At 51.1% G+C, this 19,676-nt stretch carries 21 protein-coding genes; 2 read left to right on the top strand and 19 right to left on the bottom strand.

What is annotated here, in order from left to right:
• The first annotated feature begins 365 nt into the window (after window positions 1-365).
• Entirely contained in the window at window positions 366-2,270 is a 1,905-nt protein-coding gene (gene bioF, locus QZ105_RS04025; protein ID WP_293728570.1) for an 8-amino-7-oxononanoate synthase, read from the top strand.
• A gap of 317 nt (window positions 2,271-2,587) precedes the next feature.
• Here the strand turns inward: bioF and QZ105_RS10525 are convergent, their stop codons facing one another.
• The 9 genes from QZ105_RS10525 to QZ105_RS04065 form a co-directional block, all read right to left on the bottom strand.
• Entirely contained in the window at window positions 2,588-2,665 is a 78-nt protein-coding gene (locus QZ105_RS10525; RefSeq protein ID WP_366935979.1) for a putative holin-like toxin, read from the bottom strand.
• 235 nt (window positions 2,666-2,900) lie between these two features.
• Entirely contained in the window at window positions 2,901-3,113 is a 213-nt protein-coding gene (locus QZ105_RS04030) for a DUF951 domain-containing protein (protein WP_293728571.1), read from the bottom strand.
• Window positions 3,113-3,772, bottom strand: coding sequence for a CBS and ACT domain-containing protein (locus QZ105_RS04035; protein ID WP_293728572.1), 660 nt, complete (start codon window positions 3,770-3,772; stop codon window positions 3,113-3,115). The genes QZ105_RS04030 and QZ105_RS04035 overlap by 1 nt, the downstream gene beginning before the upstream one ends.
• A gap of 17 nt (window positions 3,773-3,789) precedes the next feature.
• Window positions 3,790-4,494 carry an ABC transporter ATP-binding protein gene (locus QZ105_RS04040; protein ID WP_293728573.1) on the bottom strand — a complete coding sequence of 235 codons (705 nt, stop codon included), beginning with the start codon at window positions 4,492-4,494 and terminating at the stop codon, window positions 3,790-3,792.
• Entirely contained in the window at window positions 4,494-5,267 is a 774-nt protein-coding gene (locus QZ105_RS04045) for an ABC transporter ATP-binding protein (protein WP_293728574.1), read from the bottom strand. The genes QZ105_RS04040 and QZ105_RS04045 overlap by 1 nt, the downstream gene beginning before the upstream one ends.
• Window positions 5,242-6,201: a branched-chain amino acid ABC transporter permease gene (locus tag QZ105_RS04050; RefSeq protein WP_293728575.1), complete on the bottom strand. Its 960-nt coding sequence runs from the start codon at window positions 6,199-6,201 to the stop codon at window positions 5,242-5,244. Before QZ105_RS04050 ends, QZ105_RS04045 begins: the two co-directional genes overlap by 26 nt.
• A 10-nt stretch (window positions 6,202-6,211) precedes the next feature.
• The gene (locus QZ105_RS04055; protein WP_293728576.1) at window positions 6,212-7,102 is read right to left on the bottom strand and encodes a branched-chain amino acid ABC transporter permease; all 891 of its coding nucleotides are present in this window, start codon (window positions 7,100-7,102) and stop codon (window positions 6,212-6,214) included.
• 130 nt (window positions 7,103-7,232) lie between these two features.
• Complete coding sequence (locus QZ105_RS04060; RefSeq protein ID WP_293728577.1) at window positions 7,233-8,408, bottom strand: ABC transporter substrate-binding protein; 1,176 nt, start codon at window positions 8,406-8,408, stop codon at window positions 7,233-7,235.
• Between the two features lie 140 nt (window positions 8,409-8,548).
• Complete coding sequence (locus QZ105_RS04065; RefSeq protein WP_293728578.1) at window positions 8,549-9,724, bottom strand: ABC transporter substrate-binding protein; 1,176 nt, start codon at window positions 9,722-9,724, stop codon at window positions 8,549-8,551.
• A gap of 311 nt (window positions 9,725-10,035) precedes the next feature.
• Here QZ105_RS04065 and QZ105_RS04070 point away from each other — a divergent pair, with 311 nt between their 5' ends.
• Window positions 10,036-10,446, top strand: coding sequence for a hypothetical protein (locus QZ105_RS04070; protein ID WP_293728579.1), 411 nt, complete (start codon window positions 10,036-10,038; stop codon window positions 10,444-10,446).
• Window positions 10,447-10,514: 68 nt separating this feature from the next.
• Here QZ105_RS04070 and QZ105_RS04075 read toward each other — a convergent pair whose 3' ends face one another.
• The 10 genes from QZ105_RS04075 to mnmE form a co-directional block, all read right to left on the bottom strand.
• Complete coding sequence (locus tag QZ105_RS04075; protein WP_293728580.1) at window positions 10,515-10,991, bottom strand: DUF4446 family protein; 477 nt, start codon at window positions 10,989-10,991, stop codon at window positions 10,515-10,517.
• A gap of 12 nt (window positions 10,992-11,003) precedes the next feature.
• Window positions 11,004-11,699, bottom strand: coding sequence for a DUF554 domain-containing protein (locus QZ105_RS04080; protein WP_293728581.1), 696 nt, complete (start codon window positions 11,697-11,699; stop codon window positions 11,004-11,006).
• Window positions 11,700-11,726: 27 nt separating this feature from the next.
• Window positions 11,727-12,713, bottom strand: coding sequence for a ParB/RepB/Spo0J family partition protein (locus QZ105_RS04085; RefSeq protein ID WP_293728582.1), 987 nt, complete (start codon window positions 12,711-12,713; stop codon window positions 11,727-11,729).
• 20 nt (window positions 12,714-12,733) lie between these two features.
• The gene (locus QZ105_RS04090; protein WP_293728583.1) at window positions 12,734-13,495 is read right to left on the bottom strand and encodes an AAA family ATPase; all 762 of its coding nucleotides are present in this window, start codon (window positions 13,493-13,495) and stop codon (window positions 12,734-12,736) included.
• 85 nt (window positions 13,496-13,580) lie between these two features.
• On the bottom strand, window positions 13,581-13,865 hold the full coding sequence (locus QZ105_RS04095) for a 5'-nucleotidase C-terminal domain-containing protein (protein ID WP_293728584.1): 285 nt from the start codon (window positions 13,863-13,865) through the stop codon (window positions 13,581-13,583).
• A gap of 56 nt (window positions 13,866-13,921) precedes the next feature.
• The gene (locus QZ105_RS04100; protein WP_293728585.1) at window positions 13,922-14,161 is read right to left on the bottom strand and encodes a hypothetical protein; all 240 of its coding nucleotides are present in this window, start codon (window positions 14,159-14,161) and stop codon (window positions 13,922-13,924) included.
• 364 nt (window positions 14,162-14,525) lie between these two features.
• Window positions 14,526-15,404: a ParB/RepB/Spo0J family partition protein gene (locus tag QZ105_RS04105; protein ID WP_293728586.1), complete on the bottom strand. Its 879-nt coding sequence runs from the start codon at window positions 15,402-15,404 to the stop codon at window positions 14,526-14,528.
• 10 nt (window positions 15,405-15,414) lie between these two features.
• On the bottom strand, window positions 15,415-16,140 hold the full coding sequence (gene rsmG / locus QZ105_RS04110; protein ID WP_293728587.1) for a 16S rRNA (guanine(527)-N(7))-methyltransferase RsmG: 726 nt from the start codon (window positions 16,138-16,140) through the stop codon (window positions 15,415-15,417).
• Window positions 16,137-18,020 (bottom strand): tRNA uridine-5-carboxymethylaminomethyl(34) synthesis enzyme MnmG, encoded by a 1,884-nt coding sequence (gene mnmG, locus QZ105_RS04115; protein ID WP_293728588.1) that lies wholly within the window; start codon window positions 18,018-18,020, stop codon window positions 16,137-16,139. The genes rsmG and mnmG overlap by 4 nt, the downstream gene beginning before the upstream one ends.
• A gap of 239 nt (window positions 18,021-18,259) precedes the next feature.
• Window positions 18,260-19,639, bottom strand: a complete 1,380-nt coding sequence (gene mnmE, locus QZ105_RS04120; protein ID WP_293728589.1) for a tRNA uridine-5-carboxymethylaminomethyl(34) synthesis GTPase MnmE — start codon at window positions 19,637-19,639, stop codon at window positions 18,260-18,262.
• Window positions 19,640-19,676 lie beyond the last annotated feature (37 nt).

The raw sequence follows: 19,676 nt of genomic DNA on the forward strand, positions 1-19,676 counted from the left end.
GTATGATTTTCACCGCCGTTACCGCAGGCGTTTTGTACAAACCGGCGCAAAAGCTGCTGCACCGCGTCGAATTATTGCGGCAAAACTAGCTAAAATTTCATTAACTGATTAATGCCGCTGCTACGCTAAATTTTAAATTAACGCATAGTGAATATAATATTGTTAAGCGAATAGCGCTTTTAGCGCATCAGCGCCTAGAACCATAGAAATTACGCCACTGTTTGAGCGCTAAGCGCGAGTTTCGCGAAATTTCGTGATGGTTCTGCGCGCAAGGCGCGTCAAAAAGCACGCTGAGCGTACATATTATATTCACTGGCAGAACGCAGGTTATCTTTGCCTCTAATATAAATAAAGGAGCAAGCATTATGCCCACATACAGTATTAAAATGCGCGCCGCCAAAACTGGCAAGCACGTCAGCGGCGCAGAACGCATCCTGCCCCAACAGGATATAAGCCAGGCCGTCAGCGCTTTGACCGAACGCGCTCTGCACCACGGCTTAGGCCGCGCCGATTTTATCAACGTCAAAATAGAAGAAATTCAGCCTGACGAGCTGCAATATTTGGAAGCGCTGCCCGTCAGCACCCGTCCTGCCGCTACCGTGGAGGGCAGCTACGAAATTATGCGCCAAATTTTAGGCGAGCTGGGCCTGGCAGCCCAAGCGGATAAGCTCGTCGCTCTGCTGCGCAGCGTTCACCCCATGCGCGGCGCCGTGCTTTACGATTTAGCCACGGACAGCTGCGTCGAGCCCGACCATCAGCGCGGCATTCGCGTTACCTATATGGACGCGGAAAGCGCGGGCGCGACCGACAGCTGCAAAAATCATTTCCGCGAGGCCGTAGTCCTGGCGACCAAGGTAGTTCATGCTCCCGGCATCATAGCCGAGCTGTGTATGTCCGATGACCCGGAATACGTCACCGGTTATATTTCTTCGCTGCGCCACGGCTATGTGCGCCTGACACCGCTCAAAGAGGTCGGCAGCCCCCACGGCGGCCGCATTTTTATTTTCGACAGCCGCCTGGCCGACGCCGCCGACACCATCAGCTATCTGGAAAAACAAAGAGTGCTGGTGCGCGGCTTGCCGCCGGAACGCCCCGTCAATGCTGACCCGCAGCAAATTTTTGCCGAAGAACTGACGCGGCTCAAGGAAAAATCCCTGTACCGCAGCATGCGCACCATCGACAGCCCCCAAAGCAAATATGTAAAAATGCAGGGACGTTACGTGCTGCTTTTAGCCTCCAACAGCTATCTTGATTTAGCCGACGACGAGCGCGTCAAGCAGGCCGCAGCTCAAGCGGCGCTCACTTGGGGCTTAGGCAGCGGCGGCAGCCGTCTGACCACGGGCAACACCGCCCTGCACGAGCAGCTGGAAAACAAGCTGGCCAAATTCAAAGGCACGGAAGCGGCGCTACTGTTTAATACCGGCTATATGGCGAACGTCGGCATCATCTCCGCGCTCTGCGACAGCGAAAGCGTAATCTTCAGCGACGAATATAATCACGCCAGCATCATCGACGGCTGCCGTTTAAGTAAAGCCCACGTCGTCGTTTATAAGCATAACGATATGCGGGATTTGGAAAAGAAGCTGCAAACCACGGCTTATCGCAAGGGCCTCATCGTCAGCGACGCCGTTTTCAGCATGGACGGAGATATCGTCGACCTGCCCCGCCTGACGGCTCTGGGAAAGCAATACCATGTGCTGACCATGATTGACGAAGCCCACGCCACCGGCGTTATCGGCGCGACAGGCAAAGGTACGGCAGAATATTACAACTACGCCTGCGCTCCCGATATCATCATGGGCACGCTGAGCAAGGCTTTGGGCGCGGAAGGCGGTTTTGCCTGCGCCAGCAAGGTCATCATCGAATATTTGAAAAATAAAGCGCGCAGCTTCATCTTCGCCACCTCCCAGGCCCCGGCAACGCTAGCCGCAGCCTTAAAAGCGCTGGAAATTTTAGAAGCCGAGCCCCGGCACGCCCGGCGTTTGCAGCACAACGTGGAATATTTTCTGCGCTGCCTGCACGAAGCCGGAGTAGAAGCAGATTCGCCCACGGCCATCGTTCCCATCGTCATCGGCGACGAAGCCGCGGCGCTGAAAGTAGCGGACGAGCTGCTGCAGCAGGGATGTTTGGTTCCCGCCATCCGCTATCCTACGGTAGCAAAGGGTACTGCACGGCTCAGAGCGGCGCTCATGTCCACCCATACGGAGGAAGAGCTAAAGCGCACGGCTCAGCTCATCGCCGCCGCTATGAAAAAGTATGGGGGAAAGTAATCGGAAAAGTGCAACGCGTCCGTCCCTGCGTCCGATTGTAAAAAGCATATAAAACATACTGCCTGGAGCTTCGTTATTTGATTAGCGGCTACCGTCACGAAATTCATAACGAACTTGGGCTGCGGGACGAGGTAGAAGCGGGCTTGATTAAATTTATGGACGATGTTCTGGAGTAAAACGCCACATTAAACGTCTTGACTATTTTTAATTGCAAGCTTATAATAATTAAAGAGATAGTCGGTTGTGGTAAGTCGGCTCTCCCCAAAAATTTTAGATTTGATGGAAGACCGCCTCACCGCTAGGCGGTTTTTCTCATTCTATTTACGAAATGAGAGAATGATTACTACCAGGACTGCGAAATTTATCATCAAAGATAAAGATTCAAAAGTCGTCATAGTGCATCACCCCCTACTCTTAGGGAGTAGGAAAACCGACACCAACTATCTCTTAGGCATAATTATAGCACACATTTTTTCACTTGAAAAGCTCCGGCAAATTAGCAGCTGGAGCTTATTTTGCTATTGCAATTCAGTAACTAAAAACAAATTTGCTAAAATAAACCGCGCCGCCCAAAGCCAACTACCCGGCTTCAAGCGGCGCGTTCGTTTATAAAATTTTGGCGAAAATATTTTACTTATCTTCCGCAGGCGCGGCGCTTTTAACTATCGCCTTCAAGCCCTTGATAAATTTTACCCGCGGCAGCATTACATAATGTCCGCAGCCGCAGCACTTCATGCCAAAGTCCATACCGGTACGGGTGATTTCCCATTCCGCAGAGCCGCAGGGATGCGGTTTTTTCATTTTCACCACATCGCCCACGCGAACTTTAATTTCCGACTGCATCAGTTCAAACCGTCCAGGGTCATAATATCGGACACTTCGTAACCTGCTTCACGGATTTGCTCGATAATATCCATACCGCTGTTATGCAAATCGCAGCGAATAGTAATCTGCGCCGTGCCGTCGCCGTTCTGCAGCGTTACCAGAGAAATGATATTGATGCCGTCCTCTTTAAGCATATTAGTGATTTCCGCAACGACTCCCACCTTATCGGGAGCTTCGACGGTAATACGGGTGCAGGCGCGGTTCATGCCCATAATCTCTACGAAAGAGCGGAACAGGTCGCTGCGGGAAATGATGCCGCACAGCTTGCCTTCTTTATTAACTACAGGCAGAGCGTTGACCTTGCTTTTATACAGCTTATATGCCACATATTCAATGGTATCTTCAGCATCCAAGGTAACCACGTTGCGGCCCATAACGTCCTTAACCTTCAAACGACCCAGCAGATAATTAGCCTCATAACGGGACAACGTAGAACTGTCGCTGGGAGAAGCCTTACCAATATCGTCAATAGTGATAATACCGCGGATGCGTTTAATATCGTCGACAACGGGCAAGCTAATGAGATTTTTGCTGCGCAGCAGCTCGCGGGCTTCCAGCATGGACTGGTCCTCGCGGACGGTTATTACATCGGTTGTCATAAAGTCCTTTACTAACATAAAACGACCTCCTCTTATCAGCCGCCCAAATATGCCTTGCGTACCGCTTCGCTGCTTGCCAGCTCCTGGGCGGTGCCGCTCAAGGTAATACGGCCGGTTTCCAGAACATACGCCTTATCGGCAATGGACAACGCCATATTGGCGTTTTGCTCTACCAGCAAAATAGTAGTGCCGCCGGCGTTGATTTCTTTTATTATATTAAAAATTTCCTTAACCAGCAAGGGGGCGAGGCCCATGGAAGGTTCGTCCAGCAGTAATAATTTCGGACGGCTCATAAGGGCGCGGCCCATAGCCAGCATTTGCTGCTCGCCGCCGGAAAGCGTGCCGGCGATTTGGTCCTTGCGCTCTAAAAGACGCGGGAATTTATCAAAAACATCCTGCATATCCTTGGCGATGCCGTCCTTGTCGCTGCGCAGGTAAGCGCCCAGCTCCAAATTTTCCAAAACTGTCATATTAGCGAAAACATGACGGCCTTCAGGCACCTGGCACAAGCCCATGCCCACGATTTTGTGTGCCGCTACTCCGGAAATATCCTTGCCTTCGTACAGGATTTTGCCGCTCTTGGGCTTCATCAAGCCGGAAATAGTGCGCAGAGTGGTAGATTTGCCTGCGCCGTTGGAGCCGATCAGCGCTACGATCTCGCCGTCGGGAACATCGAGGCTGATGCCTTTAATGGCGTGAATGGCGCCGTAATAGACATTGATATCTTCAACTCGTAACATTAGTTGATAACCTCCTCGCCCAAATATGCTTCGATAACGCGCTTATTGGATTTAATTTCCTCCGGCGTGCCTTCGGCAATTTTCATGCCGTATTCCAAAACGTAAATGCGCTCGCACACGCCCATAACTAAGCTCATATCGTGTTCGATAAGCAAAATGGAAAGTTTGAAATGCTCGCGAATCCAGCGAATCATTTCCATCAGCTCGTGAGTTTCCTGCGGGTTCATGCCTGCGGCGGGCTCGTCCAAAAGCAAAAGCTTGGGCTCGGTCGCCAGCGCGCGGGCAATTTCCAGACGGCGCTGCTTGCCGTAGGGCAGGTTTTTCGCCATTTCGTAGGCTTCGCCCTCCAGATGGAAAATTTTCAGCAGCTCCAACGCCTTGTGCGTAATATATTCTTCTTCGTTAAGATATTTTTTATCGCGGATAATCGCGTCGGCCAGATTATAGGTAACGTGCATATTATAAGCGATTTTTACGTTATCGATAACGGTCAGTTCGGAAAACAGGCGGATATTCTGGAATGTACGCGCCATACCCAGCTGCGTTACCTGATAAGATTTTTTGCCGCTGCTCTTGGTTCCGTTAAAATATACCTCGCCCTCGGTGGGAGTGTAGACGCCGGTTATCATGTTGAAGGCGGTAGTCTTGCCTGCGCCGTTAGGTCCGATAAGGCCAATCAGCTCGCCCTCGTCGATGTACATAGAAAGGTTGGAAACGGCGCGCAGACCGCCGAATACCATGGATACGTTATCTACCTTCAGCAGTTCTGCCATTGTTCTTACCTCCTAATCTAAACATTTTGCGGCTCAGCTCTTCGCTACCGAACAAGCCCTGCGGACGGTACAGCATCAGCACGATCATGGTTACGGAATAGATGACCATACGCCATTCGGGATAGTCGGACAGATAAGCGGAAATAAAGGTCAACAGAGTTGCGCCGGTGATAGCGCCGGTCATGGAGCCCAGGCCGCCCAATACTACCATGGTCAGAATATCAAAGGAGCGCATGAAGGTGAAGGACGCCGGATGCGCCAGGAAGAAGTAGTGGCTGAACAGCGCGCCCGCCGTACCGGCGAAGGAAGCGCCCAAGGTGAAGGCCATTACTTTATATTTCGTAGTGTTGATGCCCATGGTGTCGGCAGCGATTTCGTTTTCACGAATCGCCAGGCAGCAGCGGCCATGCGCGGAGTTTTTAAAGTTCTTAATGAAGAAGATGATGGCCATCATAATCCAGAAGGTATAGGTAAAGGTGGTCATACGGGGAATGCCCATCAAACCGGAAGCGCCGCCCACATAATCGATATTGAGAATGCAGATGCGGATGATTTCACCTAAGCCCAGGGTGGCGATGGCCAGATAGTCGCCATCCAGACGCAGCGTCGGCAAGCCGATTAAGAAGCCCAGCACACCGGCGGAGATAGTAGCAACAATCAGGCCAAGCTCAAAGGGGAAGCCCAGCTTAACGGTCATAATGGCGCTGGTATAAGCGCCGACCGCCATAAAACCGGCGTGGCCGATGGAAAACTGTCCGGTGTAACCGTTGATCAGGTTCAGGCTGACGGCCAGAATAATATTAATGCAGATCAGGATGATGTTCAGCTCCCAGAAGGGGCCGATGATTTCGCCCATGATCAGACCTTGAATTACGCCAAAGACAACGATGCCAGCGACAAGGGCTTTTAAATCAAATTTTCTGATCGGATTCATAATAAGCACCTCACACTTTCTCACGCATCTTCTTGCCTAATAAGCCGGATGGCTTATAGAGCAGAATCAAAATCAAAATACCAAAGGCCGCTGCGTCGCGGAAGGTAGAAGAAATAAAACCGCTGACCATAGCCTCCACAACGCCGAGAATGATGCCGCCGATCATAGCGCCAGGAATAATGCCGATACCGCCAAGAACCGCAGCAACAAAGGCTTTCAGACCTGGCATCATGCCCATCAGCGGGTCGATGGAGTTATAGTACACGCCTACCAGTACGCCGCCGGCAGCCGCCAAAGCGCTGCCCAGAGCGAAGGTAGTAGAAATTACACGGTCGATATTGATACCCATCAGCCTGGCTGCGTCGGCGTCGAAGGAAACGGCGCGCATAGCCTTGCCGGCTTTGGTCTTATTTACAATGTAAGTGAGCACCGCCATCAGGATAATGGCGCTCAGCAGGATTACCAGCTGTTGGCTGTTGGCAACCAAGGGTCCTAAATTATAAACGGTAGCGCTGAACACAGCCGGGAACGTGCGGGGCTGCGGGGATACCAGCAAAATCATGCTGTACTCCAGGAAGAAGGACACGCCGATAGCGGTAATCAAAATAGCGATACGCGGCGCGTTGCGCATAGGCCGGTAGGCAATGCGTTCAATAATAATGCCGGTCACGGCGGCGCAGGCCATGGAAAAAATAATTGCCGGGATGAAGGGCATACCCAATTGAGTCGTGGCAAAGAAACCAAAGTATGCGCCCAGCATATAGATATCGCCATGAGCGAAGTTGATCAGCTTGATGATGCCGTAGATCATAGTATAGCCCAAAGCTATCAGCGCGTAGATGCTGCCTAAGGATATACCGTTGATCAGCTGCTGGAAAAACTGATGCAATAAGGTCTCCATAATTTACCTCCCTAAAGATTTTTGCTAAATGCAAACGGATAAAATTCTGATCTTGAAAATAAGAGGCTGTTGTTACACAAAACAACAGCCTCGTTGAGTTGATTTTAGTAAAGACTACTTGTGTTACTTATCAGGGATTAACTTTAGTTTTAAAGGTTTGCACGCCGTCCTTGTGCTCGATGATGACTGCACTCTTGATCGGGTTGTGCTGTTCGTTGAAGGTTACTTCGCCGGATACGCCCTTGAAGCCGGAAATCTTAGCCAAAGCGGCGCCGATTTTAGCGGGCTCGGTAGATTTTGCGTCTTCGATAGCTTTTGCTACCAGCAGAGCGGAATCATAAGCCAGAGCGGCAAATACGTCCGGTTTTGCGTTGTAAGCTTTTTGATATTCAGCAACGAACTCTTTGTTCAGATCGGATACGTCGTCAGGAGAGTACAGGCTGGAGAAGAATGTGTTGTCCAGAGCTGCTTTGCCGGCAATTTCCGGAAGCTTGGAGCTGTCCCAGCCGTCGCCGCCTGCCATAGGAACGGTGATGCCCATTTCACGGGCTTGTTTAACAATCAGGCCAACCTCTTGATAGTAACCGGGGATATAGATAAAGTCAGGAGCGGCTGCTTTAATCTTGGTCAGAGTTGCTTTGAAGTCGGTATCTTTTTGCAGATAAGCTTCTTCGGCAACTACAGCGCCGCCGTTTTTAACGAAATTCTCTTTGAAGAACTGTGCCAGACCTTTCGCATAGTCGCTGGTGTTATCGATGAGGATAGCGGCCTTTTGCACCTTTAATTCTTTAGAAGCAAAGTTGGCCATTACCGTGCCCTGGAACGGGTCGATAAAGCAGGTACGGAAGCTGTATTCTCTGGTTTTTTGCGTTTTCGGGTCGACGGTTACGTCCGGGTTGGTGCCCATGGGCGTAATAGCCGGAACCTTGGAGCCGTTATTGATAGCTCCGGCCGCAATTACGGCAGAGGATTGGTTGGGGCCGATGACCGCTACAACCTTGTCCTGAGAAATCAGCTTTTGCATACCGTTGGTAGCTTCAGAAGCTTCGGATTTGGTATCGGCTACAGTCAAAGACAATTTTTTGCCGCCCAGTACGCCTTTCTCGTTAATTTTTTTCAGTGCCAGGTCGATGCCATTTTTAGAAGAAATACCAAAGGAAGCGCTGCCGCCGGTCATTTCCAGCAAGCCGCCGATCTTAATGGTATCTCCGCCCGCAGACTCCTTGGAGCCGCCGCAGCCAGTCAACGCGCCCATAAAGATAGCGCCTGCTGCCAGCACAGATAATAATTTGGTTACTCTTTTCATGGTTTATTCCCCCTCAAAAAAATTATATATATCGGGAACCGCAGTTGGAAGTAAGCGGACCCTTTTTAACTTAATAAATAAACCGTGGATAAGGAACGCCGAATTTACTAATATTTAATTGCAGAAGATTTAAGCCGTTTTTACAGGCTGATCTTTTCCTTCAGGGACGGAGTGCCGCCTTCCAGGCTGATGATCAGCGCGGGCATAACCGGGTTGTGGTTTTCGTCGAAGGTCAGCTTGCCGCTGGCAACCGGCAGGTCCTTGGTTTCGGCAATAGCCTTAGACAGTTTAACGCCGTCGGTAGTGCCTGCGCGTTTCAGAGCGTCTACCAGAACTAAGCCTGCATTGTAGCCCTGCATTGCGAAAATATCAGGATCTTTTTGATATTTTTCTTTGTAAGCCTTAATGAAGCTTTGTACGGAAGGATCCTGGTCCTGAGCGGAGAAGGCGCTTACATAATAGCAGCCCTGCAAAGCGTCCTTACCGGCGATTTCTGCCAGTTTGGGGCTTTCCCAACCATCGCAGCCCAGCAGCGGAACGTTAATGCCAATCTCGCGGGCTTGTTTAATAATCTTGGAAACTTCTTCATAATAACCGGGAACGTAAATTGCTTCCGGGTTAGAAGCTTTCAGCTTGGTCAAAGAAGATTTGAAGTCCATATCCTTTGCCAGGAAGGCTTCCTTAGCTACGATCTTGCCGCCTTTGCCTTCCAAGGTTTTTTGGAATACTTCTGCCAGACCTTTGGAATAATCGCTGGAGGAATCGTACAGGATAGCTACATTTTTAACTTTCAGAGTTTGGTCGGCAAATACTGCCATTACCTGACCCTGGAACGGGTCGATGAAGCAAGCGCGGAACATAAATTCCTTAACCTTGCCGTTTTCTACAGTGATGCCGGGCGCAGTTGCAGCCGGAGCGATGTGCGGAATTTTGTTAGCGGTGGTAATAGGAGCGCCGGCAGCTACGCAGCCGCTGGTAGCGGGGCCGACAACGGCAACAACCTTATCCTGAGTTACCAATTTGGTAATGGAGTTGCCGGATTCGGAAGGCTCGGATTTGTTATCGCTTTCAATAACAGTCAGCTTTTTGCCGTTCACGCCGCCGTTTTTGTTGACCTCGTCGGTTGCCATTTTCAAGCCGGATAAAATAGATTTACCATAGTTAGCGACATTGCCGGTCAATTCAAAAGATGCGCCAACCTTAATAGTGTCTCCGCTGTCGGCAGCTTTCTTAGAATCTCCGCCGCAGCCGCTCAGAACGGAGGCGAATACCATGGCAGCCAATGCTGCGCTGGCTAATTTTTTCCATTTTTTCATTTTAGTTTCTCCCTCTTTCCCTTATTTTACGCAAATCATCAGGAATGGAATAAGACCGATCTCTTATCCTGATAACTTATGGTACTCATTATAGCCATAAGGCCACACTTTTGTCAACGATATTTTTCATGTTTTCTGTATACTTGCAGATAATACAAAAAAATTGATACATTTTTTATGCTTTCAAAAATTATGTGCGCATTTTATGGAATTTAGTCTTTTCTAAACAAACTAAAAGAGATGCGTTTACTACTAGCGGAACGGCGACGGATAGTGTATAATAAACAGGATTACGATTACGAGGTAAATCTATGAATTTCGTTCCTTTATTTTTTATCTGCGTGCGCATGTTTCATTTCATCAACGCTCACAGAATCGCTTATTTCTTGCAAAATTTTGCTAAACTGCTGGAGCAGCGCCGCGCTCATCCCGGGCGCAAGCAAATCGTCATCGTTGACGGCAGCGCCTCCGTCTTTATTATGTATTTTCTTTGCGACGTGCTGTTTCTGCTGTACTGCATCTGGCTGATGCTGCATGAGGCTACCTGGACGCCGGGCTTTCTGCTGCTGGTCATCGCCGCTATGGAATCCTTTGCCATTCATCTGCGCATCAGCGGCACCTTTATCACTGACAGCCACGGCTTCGTCTACCCGCGCAGCTGGTTTCGCTATCTGACCTTTGGTGAATCCATGTTCATTCTGCTCAAGCTTTTTGAAGGCTGAAAACAAAATCAAAAGAGGCTCTGCCTAAGCGGAAATTAATTTACTTCCGCGCGGCAGCGCCTATTTTTTTACAATAAATTCTTTTCTTCCTCGGCCAGCGGATAAGCGGATTTGCCGCCCTGCACATTTTTAGCGTAGCAGCGGCTCTCGTCGCGTCCATAAATGCTGGTCAAGATAACGCCGTTCTTTTTAGCGTCGGCCAGCAGAATAGAATAGCTCATTTCGCCGCCCATAGCGTCAAAGGCGTCGTAGCGCGTCAGCTTGACAGTTTGCAGGCAGCCCTGCACCTGCTCGTGCAGCTTGCCGTGCCTGCTCTGCAAATCCTGCAGCTCCTGCCGCGTCCTATGCAGCTCGTTTAAGGTATCCGTCAGCACCGTATCGATATTTGCTTCCTTACCCTGGGTAAAGAAATCGTACTTGGCCTGCAAGGCGCTCAGCCTGCTCCTTATCCTGCACAGCCAAACGCTCAAAATAATAAGCGCTATCACCAATACCGCAATGATGGCAGCTAAATTATCACTGAATAACAAATTTATTTCTTCCATTTATTCGCCTCTCTACAAAAAAATCTTTGTCAACGCTGCCGCAAACACCATTCCCGGCAGCATATTGCCGATTCTGATTTTAGTAATATGCAGCATATTAGTGCCGATAGCCATAATCATAACGCCGCCTGCCGCCGTAATTTCCAGCAGCATCGCTTCGGTAATCAGCGGCCCCACTACGCCCGCCAATAAGGTAATAGCCCCTTGGTAAAGCCCTACGCTCGCAGCCGACAGCAGCACGCCGATGCCCATGTTAGCGCTCAAAATCAACGAAATCAAACCGTCCAGCGTAGCCTTGGCGAAAAGCGTCGTATGATCGGCAACAAGACCGTCCTGAATGCTGCCCAAGATTGCCATAGCGCCGCTGCAAAAGAGAATAGAAGCGCTGACAAAGCCTTCGGCAATACGGGCCGCAGCCGTCGCGTCACCACCGCCCAGCCTGTCGCCCATCTTTTCTCCCAGCCGCGTCATCCACGCTTCTATATCCACAAGCTCGCCTAAAACTGAGCCCAACACCAGGCTAAAAATGACAATGACTATATTATTGGTTTTCAGCGCCATCTGCACGCCGATAATTACGATGCACAAAGCGATGCTGCTCATCATGGTCTGCTGCCATTTATCCGGCAGACCGCGTTTAAAAACAACGCCCAGCAGCGCGCCCGCCATAATGGCCAAGCAATTCGCCATAGTTCCTAAGCCAGGCATTCTTCTCCCTCACTTGTTCCCGATATTTTAAACGTGCAGCCGCCGCGGCGGTGCGGACGCGGGCTCTTCATTTCCCTGCTGCAAAACCTCGTAAATGCGCTGCAAATCTTCAGCGGAATAATATTCAATCTGAATCGTGCCGCCCTGACGGCCTTCCTCCTCCGGCTTGGGCAGGACCTTAACCTTCGTTCCCAAAAGCTCCACCAGGCGCAGCTCAAAATCGCGGCAGAAAACGTCGTTCTCCGACAGCTGGCGTTTGGCCTTTTCTTCCTTTACAGGCTTAACGACAGCTTCAATAATTTCACGCACGGCCTTCAGCTGCTTGCCTTCCTTTAATAGCTGCACAACCTTTTCCGTAGTGCGCGAACTCCAGCCTTCGCTGATAATGGCACGCGCTACCTGCAGCTGCTGCTCCTTCTGCGGCAGTCCCAAAAGCTGCTTGGCCTGACCCATGTTCAGCGTGCCTTGAATAATATGCTCCTGAATAGCGTCGGGCAGATTCAGCAGGCGCAGAATATTTGTCACCGCCACGCGGCTGCGCCCCACCTTTTCCGCCGCCTGCTCCTGGGTCAGCTTAAATTCGCTCATCAAACGGCGCAGGCCCTGGGCTTCTTCAATCGGGTTCAGGTCATGGCGCTGAATATTTTCAATCAGCGCAATTTCCATCATCTTCGCGTCGTCGTATTCTTTGACGATAACGGGCACCGTTGTCAATCCGGCCAGCTGCGCGGCGCGCAAACGGCGCTCGCCTGCTACCAGCTCGTAGCCCTGCTTTTTCCTGCGCACAACCAAGGGCTGCACCACGCCGAATTCTTTAATGGAAGCGGCCAGCTCCTGCAATTTTTCTTCATTAAAAATACGCCTTGGCTGATAAGGATTAGCCGTAATTTCGCTTACGGCGGCCTCCTGTGCGGCGCCTTCGCCTGTTTCCGCAGGCGCGGAAGCGACCGGCGGCGCGTTATTTTCACCGAAAATAGCGCCCAGACCCTTGCCCAGACCGCCCTTCTTACTCATCTGCTTTCACCTCGACAGTCTTATTCGTCCTCTAAAACCTCATGGGCCAAATCCATATACACCTGCGCGCCCTTGGACTTAGCGTCATAATCGATAACGGGCTGCCCATGGCTGGGCGCTTCGCTCAAACGCACATTGCGGGGAATAATGGTGCTGTACATCTTGCTCTGGAAATATTTCTGCACCTCTTCCACTACTTCCTGCGACAAATTCGTGCGGCTGTCGTACATAGTCATCAACACGCCCTCCAGCTTTAAGGCCGGATTCAAATTGCGCTGTACCAGCTGAATTGTATTCATGAGCATCGTCACGCCTTCCAGCGCGTAAAATTCACACTGAATGGGAATCATAACGCTGCTGGCCGCCGTCAGTCCGTTAATAGTCAAAAGCCCCAAAGAAGGCGGACAGTCGATAATCACATAATCGTAATTATGCTTCACCCGCTCCAAAGAATTCTTTAACCGGCCCTCGCGGTTCATCAGGGACACCAGCTCGATTTCCGCGCCCGCCAGCTGAATAGTTGCCGGAACGATATCCAGACGGTCGTAGGCTGTATGCTTGATAACCTCCTGCATCGGCACGTCGTTGATAATAGCGTCATAAATACATTGCTTAATATCCCGTTTATCAAAGCCAAAGCCGCTGGTAGCATTGCCCTGCGGATCGCTGTCGATTAAAAGCACCCGGCGGCCCAAGGACGCCAAGCACGCGGCCAGGTTCACCGCCGTAGTCGTCTTGCCTACGCCGCCCTTTTGGTTGGCTATAGCAATTACCTTTACCAATTCGCTTCACCTCTAGTCATAAAGTGTCTATTATATTTTAACATACTTTGCGCGGCAATGGCAGATAAAATTTTCAGTGCGGCAATTAAAATAACCGCCGCACGCTGCCGCCGTTGACCAAGGCCATGTCGCAATCCAAAACAGTTTTATAAGCGTCGGCTACAAAATCCGCCAGGCTGCACTCCTGCCTGCGCACCAAACGCGCGCCCGTTTGCGGGTCGCTGGCGTAAAGCTGTACTAAAGCTTCGCCCACCGGCTGCGTTAATAAGGGCGCGTAAGCTTCCATTTCCTGGGAAATAATTTTTGCAGAATATTTTCTCGGCTCTACGATAAAATCCGCATACTCATCGCGGCAAAATTTCCCAGCCATTCCTTAATATTCTGCATCTGTTTCACCTTCTGTATCCTACTCTTTAACTGCTTTTTCTAAAATATATGCAGCCATTCAATGCCTGGATAAATTTCTCCCGTCCTGATAAAATATTCCACTGCCTTTAAGCCAATTGCAATATCCATAATAGCCTGAACCTTAGGAATCGGCGATTGCCCACCGCTGTACAAAGGGCTGTATAGAATTTTATCGGTCAAATCGCCCTCCATTATTTTTTCCATAGTCCCGGAAAAAGCAGGTACTTCCTCTTTTATCTTAATAATTTCAAATTTCATATCGCTTGCCGCCTCCGACATAATAATTACAATTTACGCAAAAGCTTCTCCCTCTTATTATACTTATTACACCAAGCTCTGTTAACACTATTCTAACAAAGGCTTACGCTAAAAACAACGAAGTTCCGTATGTAAATAATCTATGCACGGCAAAGATTTTTCAGCAAAGCCCAATCAAGCAGCGAAAAATTTCTCGGCATACTTTTGAATTTTTCCCGTCACAAGCAAAAGCATAATGCACTGCATTACGCTGCGCTAATTTATAATTTGCTAAGACAGCTGCCAACTGGCGCGTAAAAAATTAAGGCGATGTTTCACGTGAAACATCGCCTTGCGTTTCGCTTTTTACAGCTGTGTTTTAAATTTAAAACAGCGGCTTGCTGTTGCCTCCCTTGGGCTTCTTTTGATTTTTAATACGCAGGCTTACGACCACCTCGTCGCCGTCGATGGTCTGCTCCATATTTACGGGAATACCCACGTCCTTAATGGCGTTGACCACCTGCTTAATGCTGTTGAGATAAATGCGCACGTCGTTGACAATTACCAAGCGCTTTTTCTTTTCCTGCTGCTTATCGCTGAGCAGCTTATCGATATATTCTTCCGTCTGGCGCACGTTATAGCGACGGGCGATAATAATCTCCAACGCCTCCAAACGCTTAACGTCGTCCTCCAGCTTTAATAAAGCGCGGGCATGACGCTCGCTGAGTTCCGCCTCTACCAGCACCTTGCGCACCTGCTGGGACAAACGCAGCAAGCGCAACTTATTGGCAATGGTGGACTGCTTCTTGCCCACTCTGGCAGCCATAGCCTCCTGCGTCAGGTGAAACTGCTCCATCAGCTGCTCGTAGCCTTCTGCTTCCTCCAGATAATGCAAATCCTCGCGCTGTAAATTTTCGATAAGCGCAATCTCGGCAATCTGCTGAGAGGTGTATTCGCTGATAATTACCGGCACCTCGGTCAGCTCGGCCATTCTGCTGGCGCGCAGACGGCGCTCGCCGGCTATCAAAAGATAACGCCCGTTTTCGGCAGGAGCCACCAGCAGGGGCTGCAATACTCCGTACTGCGCAATGGACGCGGACAAATCTGCCAGCGCCTCTTCGTCAAAGGTTTTGCGCGGCTGGTAAGGATTGGGAAAAATCTGCTCGATAGGTACCTTCACAACCTTGACCTCATTAACGGCCTGACGGTCGCCAATAATTCCGCAATCAGTATCTAATACAGAAAATCCATCGTCGACTAACATTCTTTTCCCCCTATCTGCTGCCTAAGGGCTGCTTTTCCGGCGTCCCCGCCTTACGCGGATACTGAGCCGGAGTAGTTTTAATTTTGCTTATCTTTATTATAGCACGTCCGTCGTCAAGACCGGGTAATTTTACAGGCTCAGCGCTGATAATTTTTCCGCCCAAAATTTTTACGGCTTCGCTGCCTTCGGCAATTTCGTCCGCGTACTTGCTGCCCTTGAGGGCGATAAACTGCCCGCCCTTTTTCACCAGCGGCAGGCAATACTCCGACAGCACGCTTAAACGCGCCACGGCTCTGGCAGTTACGAAATCGTATTTTTCGCGGTGCTTTGGATTGCGTCCCGCGTCCTCCGCCCGCAAATGCTCGCAGCAAATATCTTTCAGCTCCAGCGCGCCGATAACCTGCTGCAAAAATTTCAATCGCTTGCCCAAGGAATCTATCAGCACGACCTTAAGATTGGGGCAGTAAATTTTCAGCGGCACTCCGGGAAAGCCTGCGCCCGTGCCTACGTCGGCCAAAAGTTTGCCTTCCATGCCTGCCTCCCAGGCCAGCAAACTGTCTATCATATGCTTAACGGCCACTTCCTCCGGCTCGGTAATCGCCGTCAGGTTCATCACCTTATTGGTTTCCACCAGCAGCGCGTAATATTTGCCGAACTGTTCCAGCTGCCGCGGCGTAAAACTCAGCCCAGCTTCGGCGCCGCGAGCCGCCAAAATTTCTTCAAAAGTCAAGGTCATTGCTCATGCTCCCTTCTGCGCCGCAGCTCCAAAGCTATCATCAGCACGCTGACGTCCGCCGGGGATACGCCGCTGATGCGCGAGGCCTGTCCGATATTGGCAGGGCGCACCTTATCCAGCTTTTCCGCCGCCTCGCTGGAAAGCTCTTTGATGCCATGATAATCGATATCCTCCGGCAGCCGTTTGTTTTCCAGCTTCATAAAGCGTTCCACTTCCTGCCGCTGTTTGGTGATGTAGCCCTCGTACTTGGCAAAAATTTCCGCCTGCTCGGCTACCTGCGGCTCCAGCTGCGGCAGCTCGAAGGCTGCTTGCAGCTTAGCGTAGGTAATTTCCTTGCGGCGCAGCAAATCCAGCAAACTGCTGCCGCTGCGGATAGGAGCCGTTCCCATAGCCAAAAGCTTAGCGTTATTTTCCTCGCTGGGAGCAATATTCTGCTTGCCCAGCTGGCTGATGATGCGCTCCAAGGCTGTGCGTTTTTCCGTAAAGCGCGCATAGCGATGGTCATCCACCAGCCCCAGCTCGCGGCCCTTTTCCGTCAGGCGCAGATCGGCGTTATCCTGTCGCAGCAGCAAGCGGTATTCGGCCCGCGAAGTCATCATGCGGTAGGGCTCGTTCGTTCCCTTAGTAACTAAATCGTCGATCAGCACGCCGATATAAGCCTCGTCGCGCCGCAGCACCAAGGGCTCCTTGCCCTTCAGCTTCATCATAGCGTTGATGCCTGCCATCAAGCCCTGGGCCGCAGCCTCCTCGTAGCCGCTGGTGCCGTTAGACTGTCCGGCGCTGAACAAGCCGCCGATAGCCTTATGCTCCAGCGATGGTTTCAGCTGCAGGGGATCAAGGCAATCATAATCTATGGCATAACCGGCGCGCATCATTTTGCAATGCTCCAGTCCGGGAATGGTCTGCATAAATTGCAGCTGCACGTGAGCAGGCAAGGACGAACTCATCCCCTGCACATACATTTCGTTAGTGCTGCGTCCCTCCGGTTCGATAAACAGCTGGTGCCGCTCCTTATTAGCAAAGCGCACGATTTTCGATTCGATAGACGGGCAGTAGCGCGGGCCCACGCCTTCAATCATGCCGTTGAACATGCCGGAAAGATGCAGATTATCGCGAATGATTTTATGGGTCTTTTCGTTAGTATAGGTCAGATAGCAGGGCACCTGCTCTCTAGTCTGAATATCGCTGATAAAAGAAAAATTGCGTACCTCTTCATCGCCATACTGGGGCTCCATTTTGCTGTAGTCAAGACTGCGGGCGTCGATACGGGCAGGCGTACCGGTTTTAAAGCGCATTAGCTCCACGCCGTGCTCCACCAAAGACGCGGACAGCTTTTGCGCGCTGCGCAGTCCGTTGGGCCCGCACTCGTAATTCACCTGACCGTAAACGATACGGCCGCGCAAATAAGTTCCGGTAGCCAGAATAACGCAGGGAGCTTCAAAAACTTCACCGGTTTCGGCTTCCACGCCTACGACCTGACCGTTTTCCACCAGCAGCTTATCGATCATCAGCTGCTTCAGCTCCAAGCCCTCCTGCTCTTCGACAATTTTTTTCATCAGCGTATGGTAGTAGGGCTTATCCTCCTGTCCGCGCAGCGCGTGTACGGCGTAACCCTTGCCCGTGTTCAGCAAGCGCATCTGAATGCAGGCCAAATCGGCGCTGATGCCCATTTGCCCGCCTAAAGCGTCCAGCTCCCGCACCAAATGGCCTTTAGCCGGGCCGCCAATGGACGGATTGCAGGGCATTAAAGCCACGTTGTCCAAGGACAAGGTGGCCAGCAGCGTTTTGCCGCCCAAGCGCGCCGCCGCCAGAGCTGCCTCTACGCCGGCATGTCCCGCACCGACTACAATCACATCAAATTTATCTGTAACATAACTCATTTTCAATAATCTCTTTCAAAAATATCATAGAAAAAATTTTTAAGAAGCAATTATTATATCACGGAGTGAAATAGCAAATTTAGCGAATGAGTGCATGGAACCATAGAAGCAAGGGTACGAAGAGTAAAATTTTTTGCTGCCAAATTTTACCGCAGCTTCGTGATGGTTCCGCTCGCAATGAGCGTAAAATTTGCGCTGAACGAGTGATAAATAATTGCGAATATATATCATAAATTTTTTCACTTGCCAATGCAGAAGCGGGAAAAAATTTCGTTGATAATCTCGTCCTGCACGGTGTCGCCGGTAATTTCGCCCAGCAAATCGATGGCCGTGCGCACGTCGATTTCAATGCAGTCGTAAGGTAGCGCGTCTGCGACAGCTCTGCCCGCATCTTCCAAAGATTGCAGCGCTCGCCGCAAAAGATTTTCCTGCCGCGCGTTCTGCACATAAGCGCCGTCGCCCAAGGTTCCCTCACTGCCGTAAACGTAATTTTTCAGCCAAACGCTGAAATCCTCCACGCCGCTCAAGGTTTTGGCGGATAAGGTCATCACCCTGTCGCCGCCGAAGCGCCTACGCAAGGCTTCTAAATCAACCTGTAAAGCTAAATCGCTTTTATTGACGATAATCACGCAGGGCTTACCGGCGGCCGCCCGCAAAATGCTTTCGTCCTCCTCGGTCAACCCCTCGCTGCCGTCGATAACGCAAACGATCAGCTCCGCCTCCTGCAAAAGCCTGCGGCTTTTTTCCACGCCGATTTTTTCGACAAAATCCTCCGTGCTGCGAATGCCCGCCGTATCCGCCAGCACCAGCGGCACGCCGTCCAGCAGCAGCTGCTCCTCGATAACGTCGCGGGTCGTACCGGCATACTGAGAAACGATAGCCCTGTCCTCCTGCAATAAAGCGTTCAGCAGGCTGGACTTGCCCACATTAGGACGCCCGACGATGGCCGTGCGCAGGCCCTCGCGTAAAATCTTGCCCGTATGCGCGTTAGCCAAAAGCTTAGCGATTCTTGCACTGCAAGCGCCGATGCTCTCCTGCACTCTGCCGTAGGTCACATCCTCGATATCCTCTTCGGGATAATCGATAACCGCCTCTAAATTTACCACCACATCTAGCAAATTCCGGCGCAGCTCCCGCAAAGCACGCGCCAGCTGGCCCTGCTGCTGCCGGGCCGCCAGCTTTAAGCCGGTCTCGCTGCGGGAACGGATAATATCCATGACCGCTTCCGCCTGCGTCAAATCTATACGCCCGTTTAAAAAAGCGCGCTTAGTAAATTCGCCGGGCTCCGCAGGCCGCGCTCCTGCTGCATAAGTCAGCGCCAAAATTTTTTGCAAGGATTGCAGACCGCCGTGGCACTGAATTTCCACTACGTCCTCCGCCGTGTAGGAACGAGGCCCGCGCATATATACGGCTAAAACCTCGTCCACCAGACTGCCGTCGCAGTCGTAAACGTGACCGTAAACCAAAGTATTAACGGGATAGTCGGCCAAGGGCCTGCCGCTCGCCGCTTTAAACAAGCGCTCGCCCACTGCCAGAGCCTGCGGGCCGCTGACGCGCACAATGCCCACGGCTCCCTCGCCTAAAGCCGTAATGACCGCGCTGATAGTTTCCTCTGCCATTTGCTTGCCCTCCCTTCGCTATAAATGCCGCAGTATA

The sequence above is a fragment of the uncultured Phascolarctobacterium sp. genome, from assembly GCF_905212365.1.
Lineage (GTDB): Bacteria > Bacillota > Negativicutes > Acidaminococcales > Acidaminococcaceae > Phascolarctobacterium_A.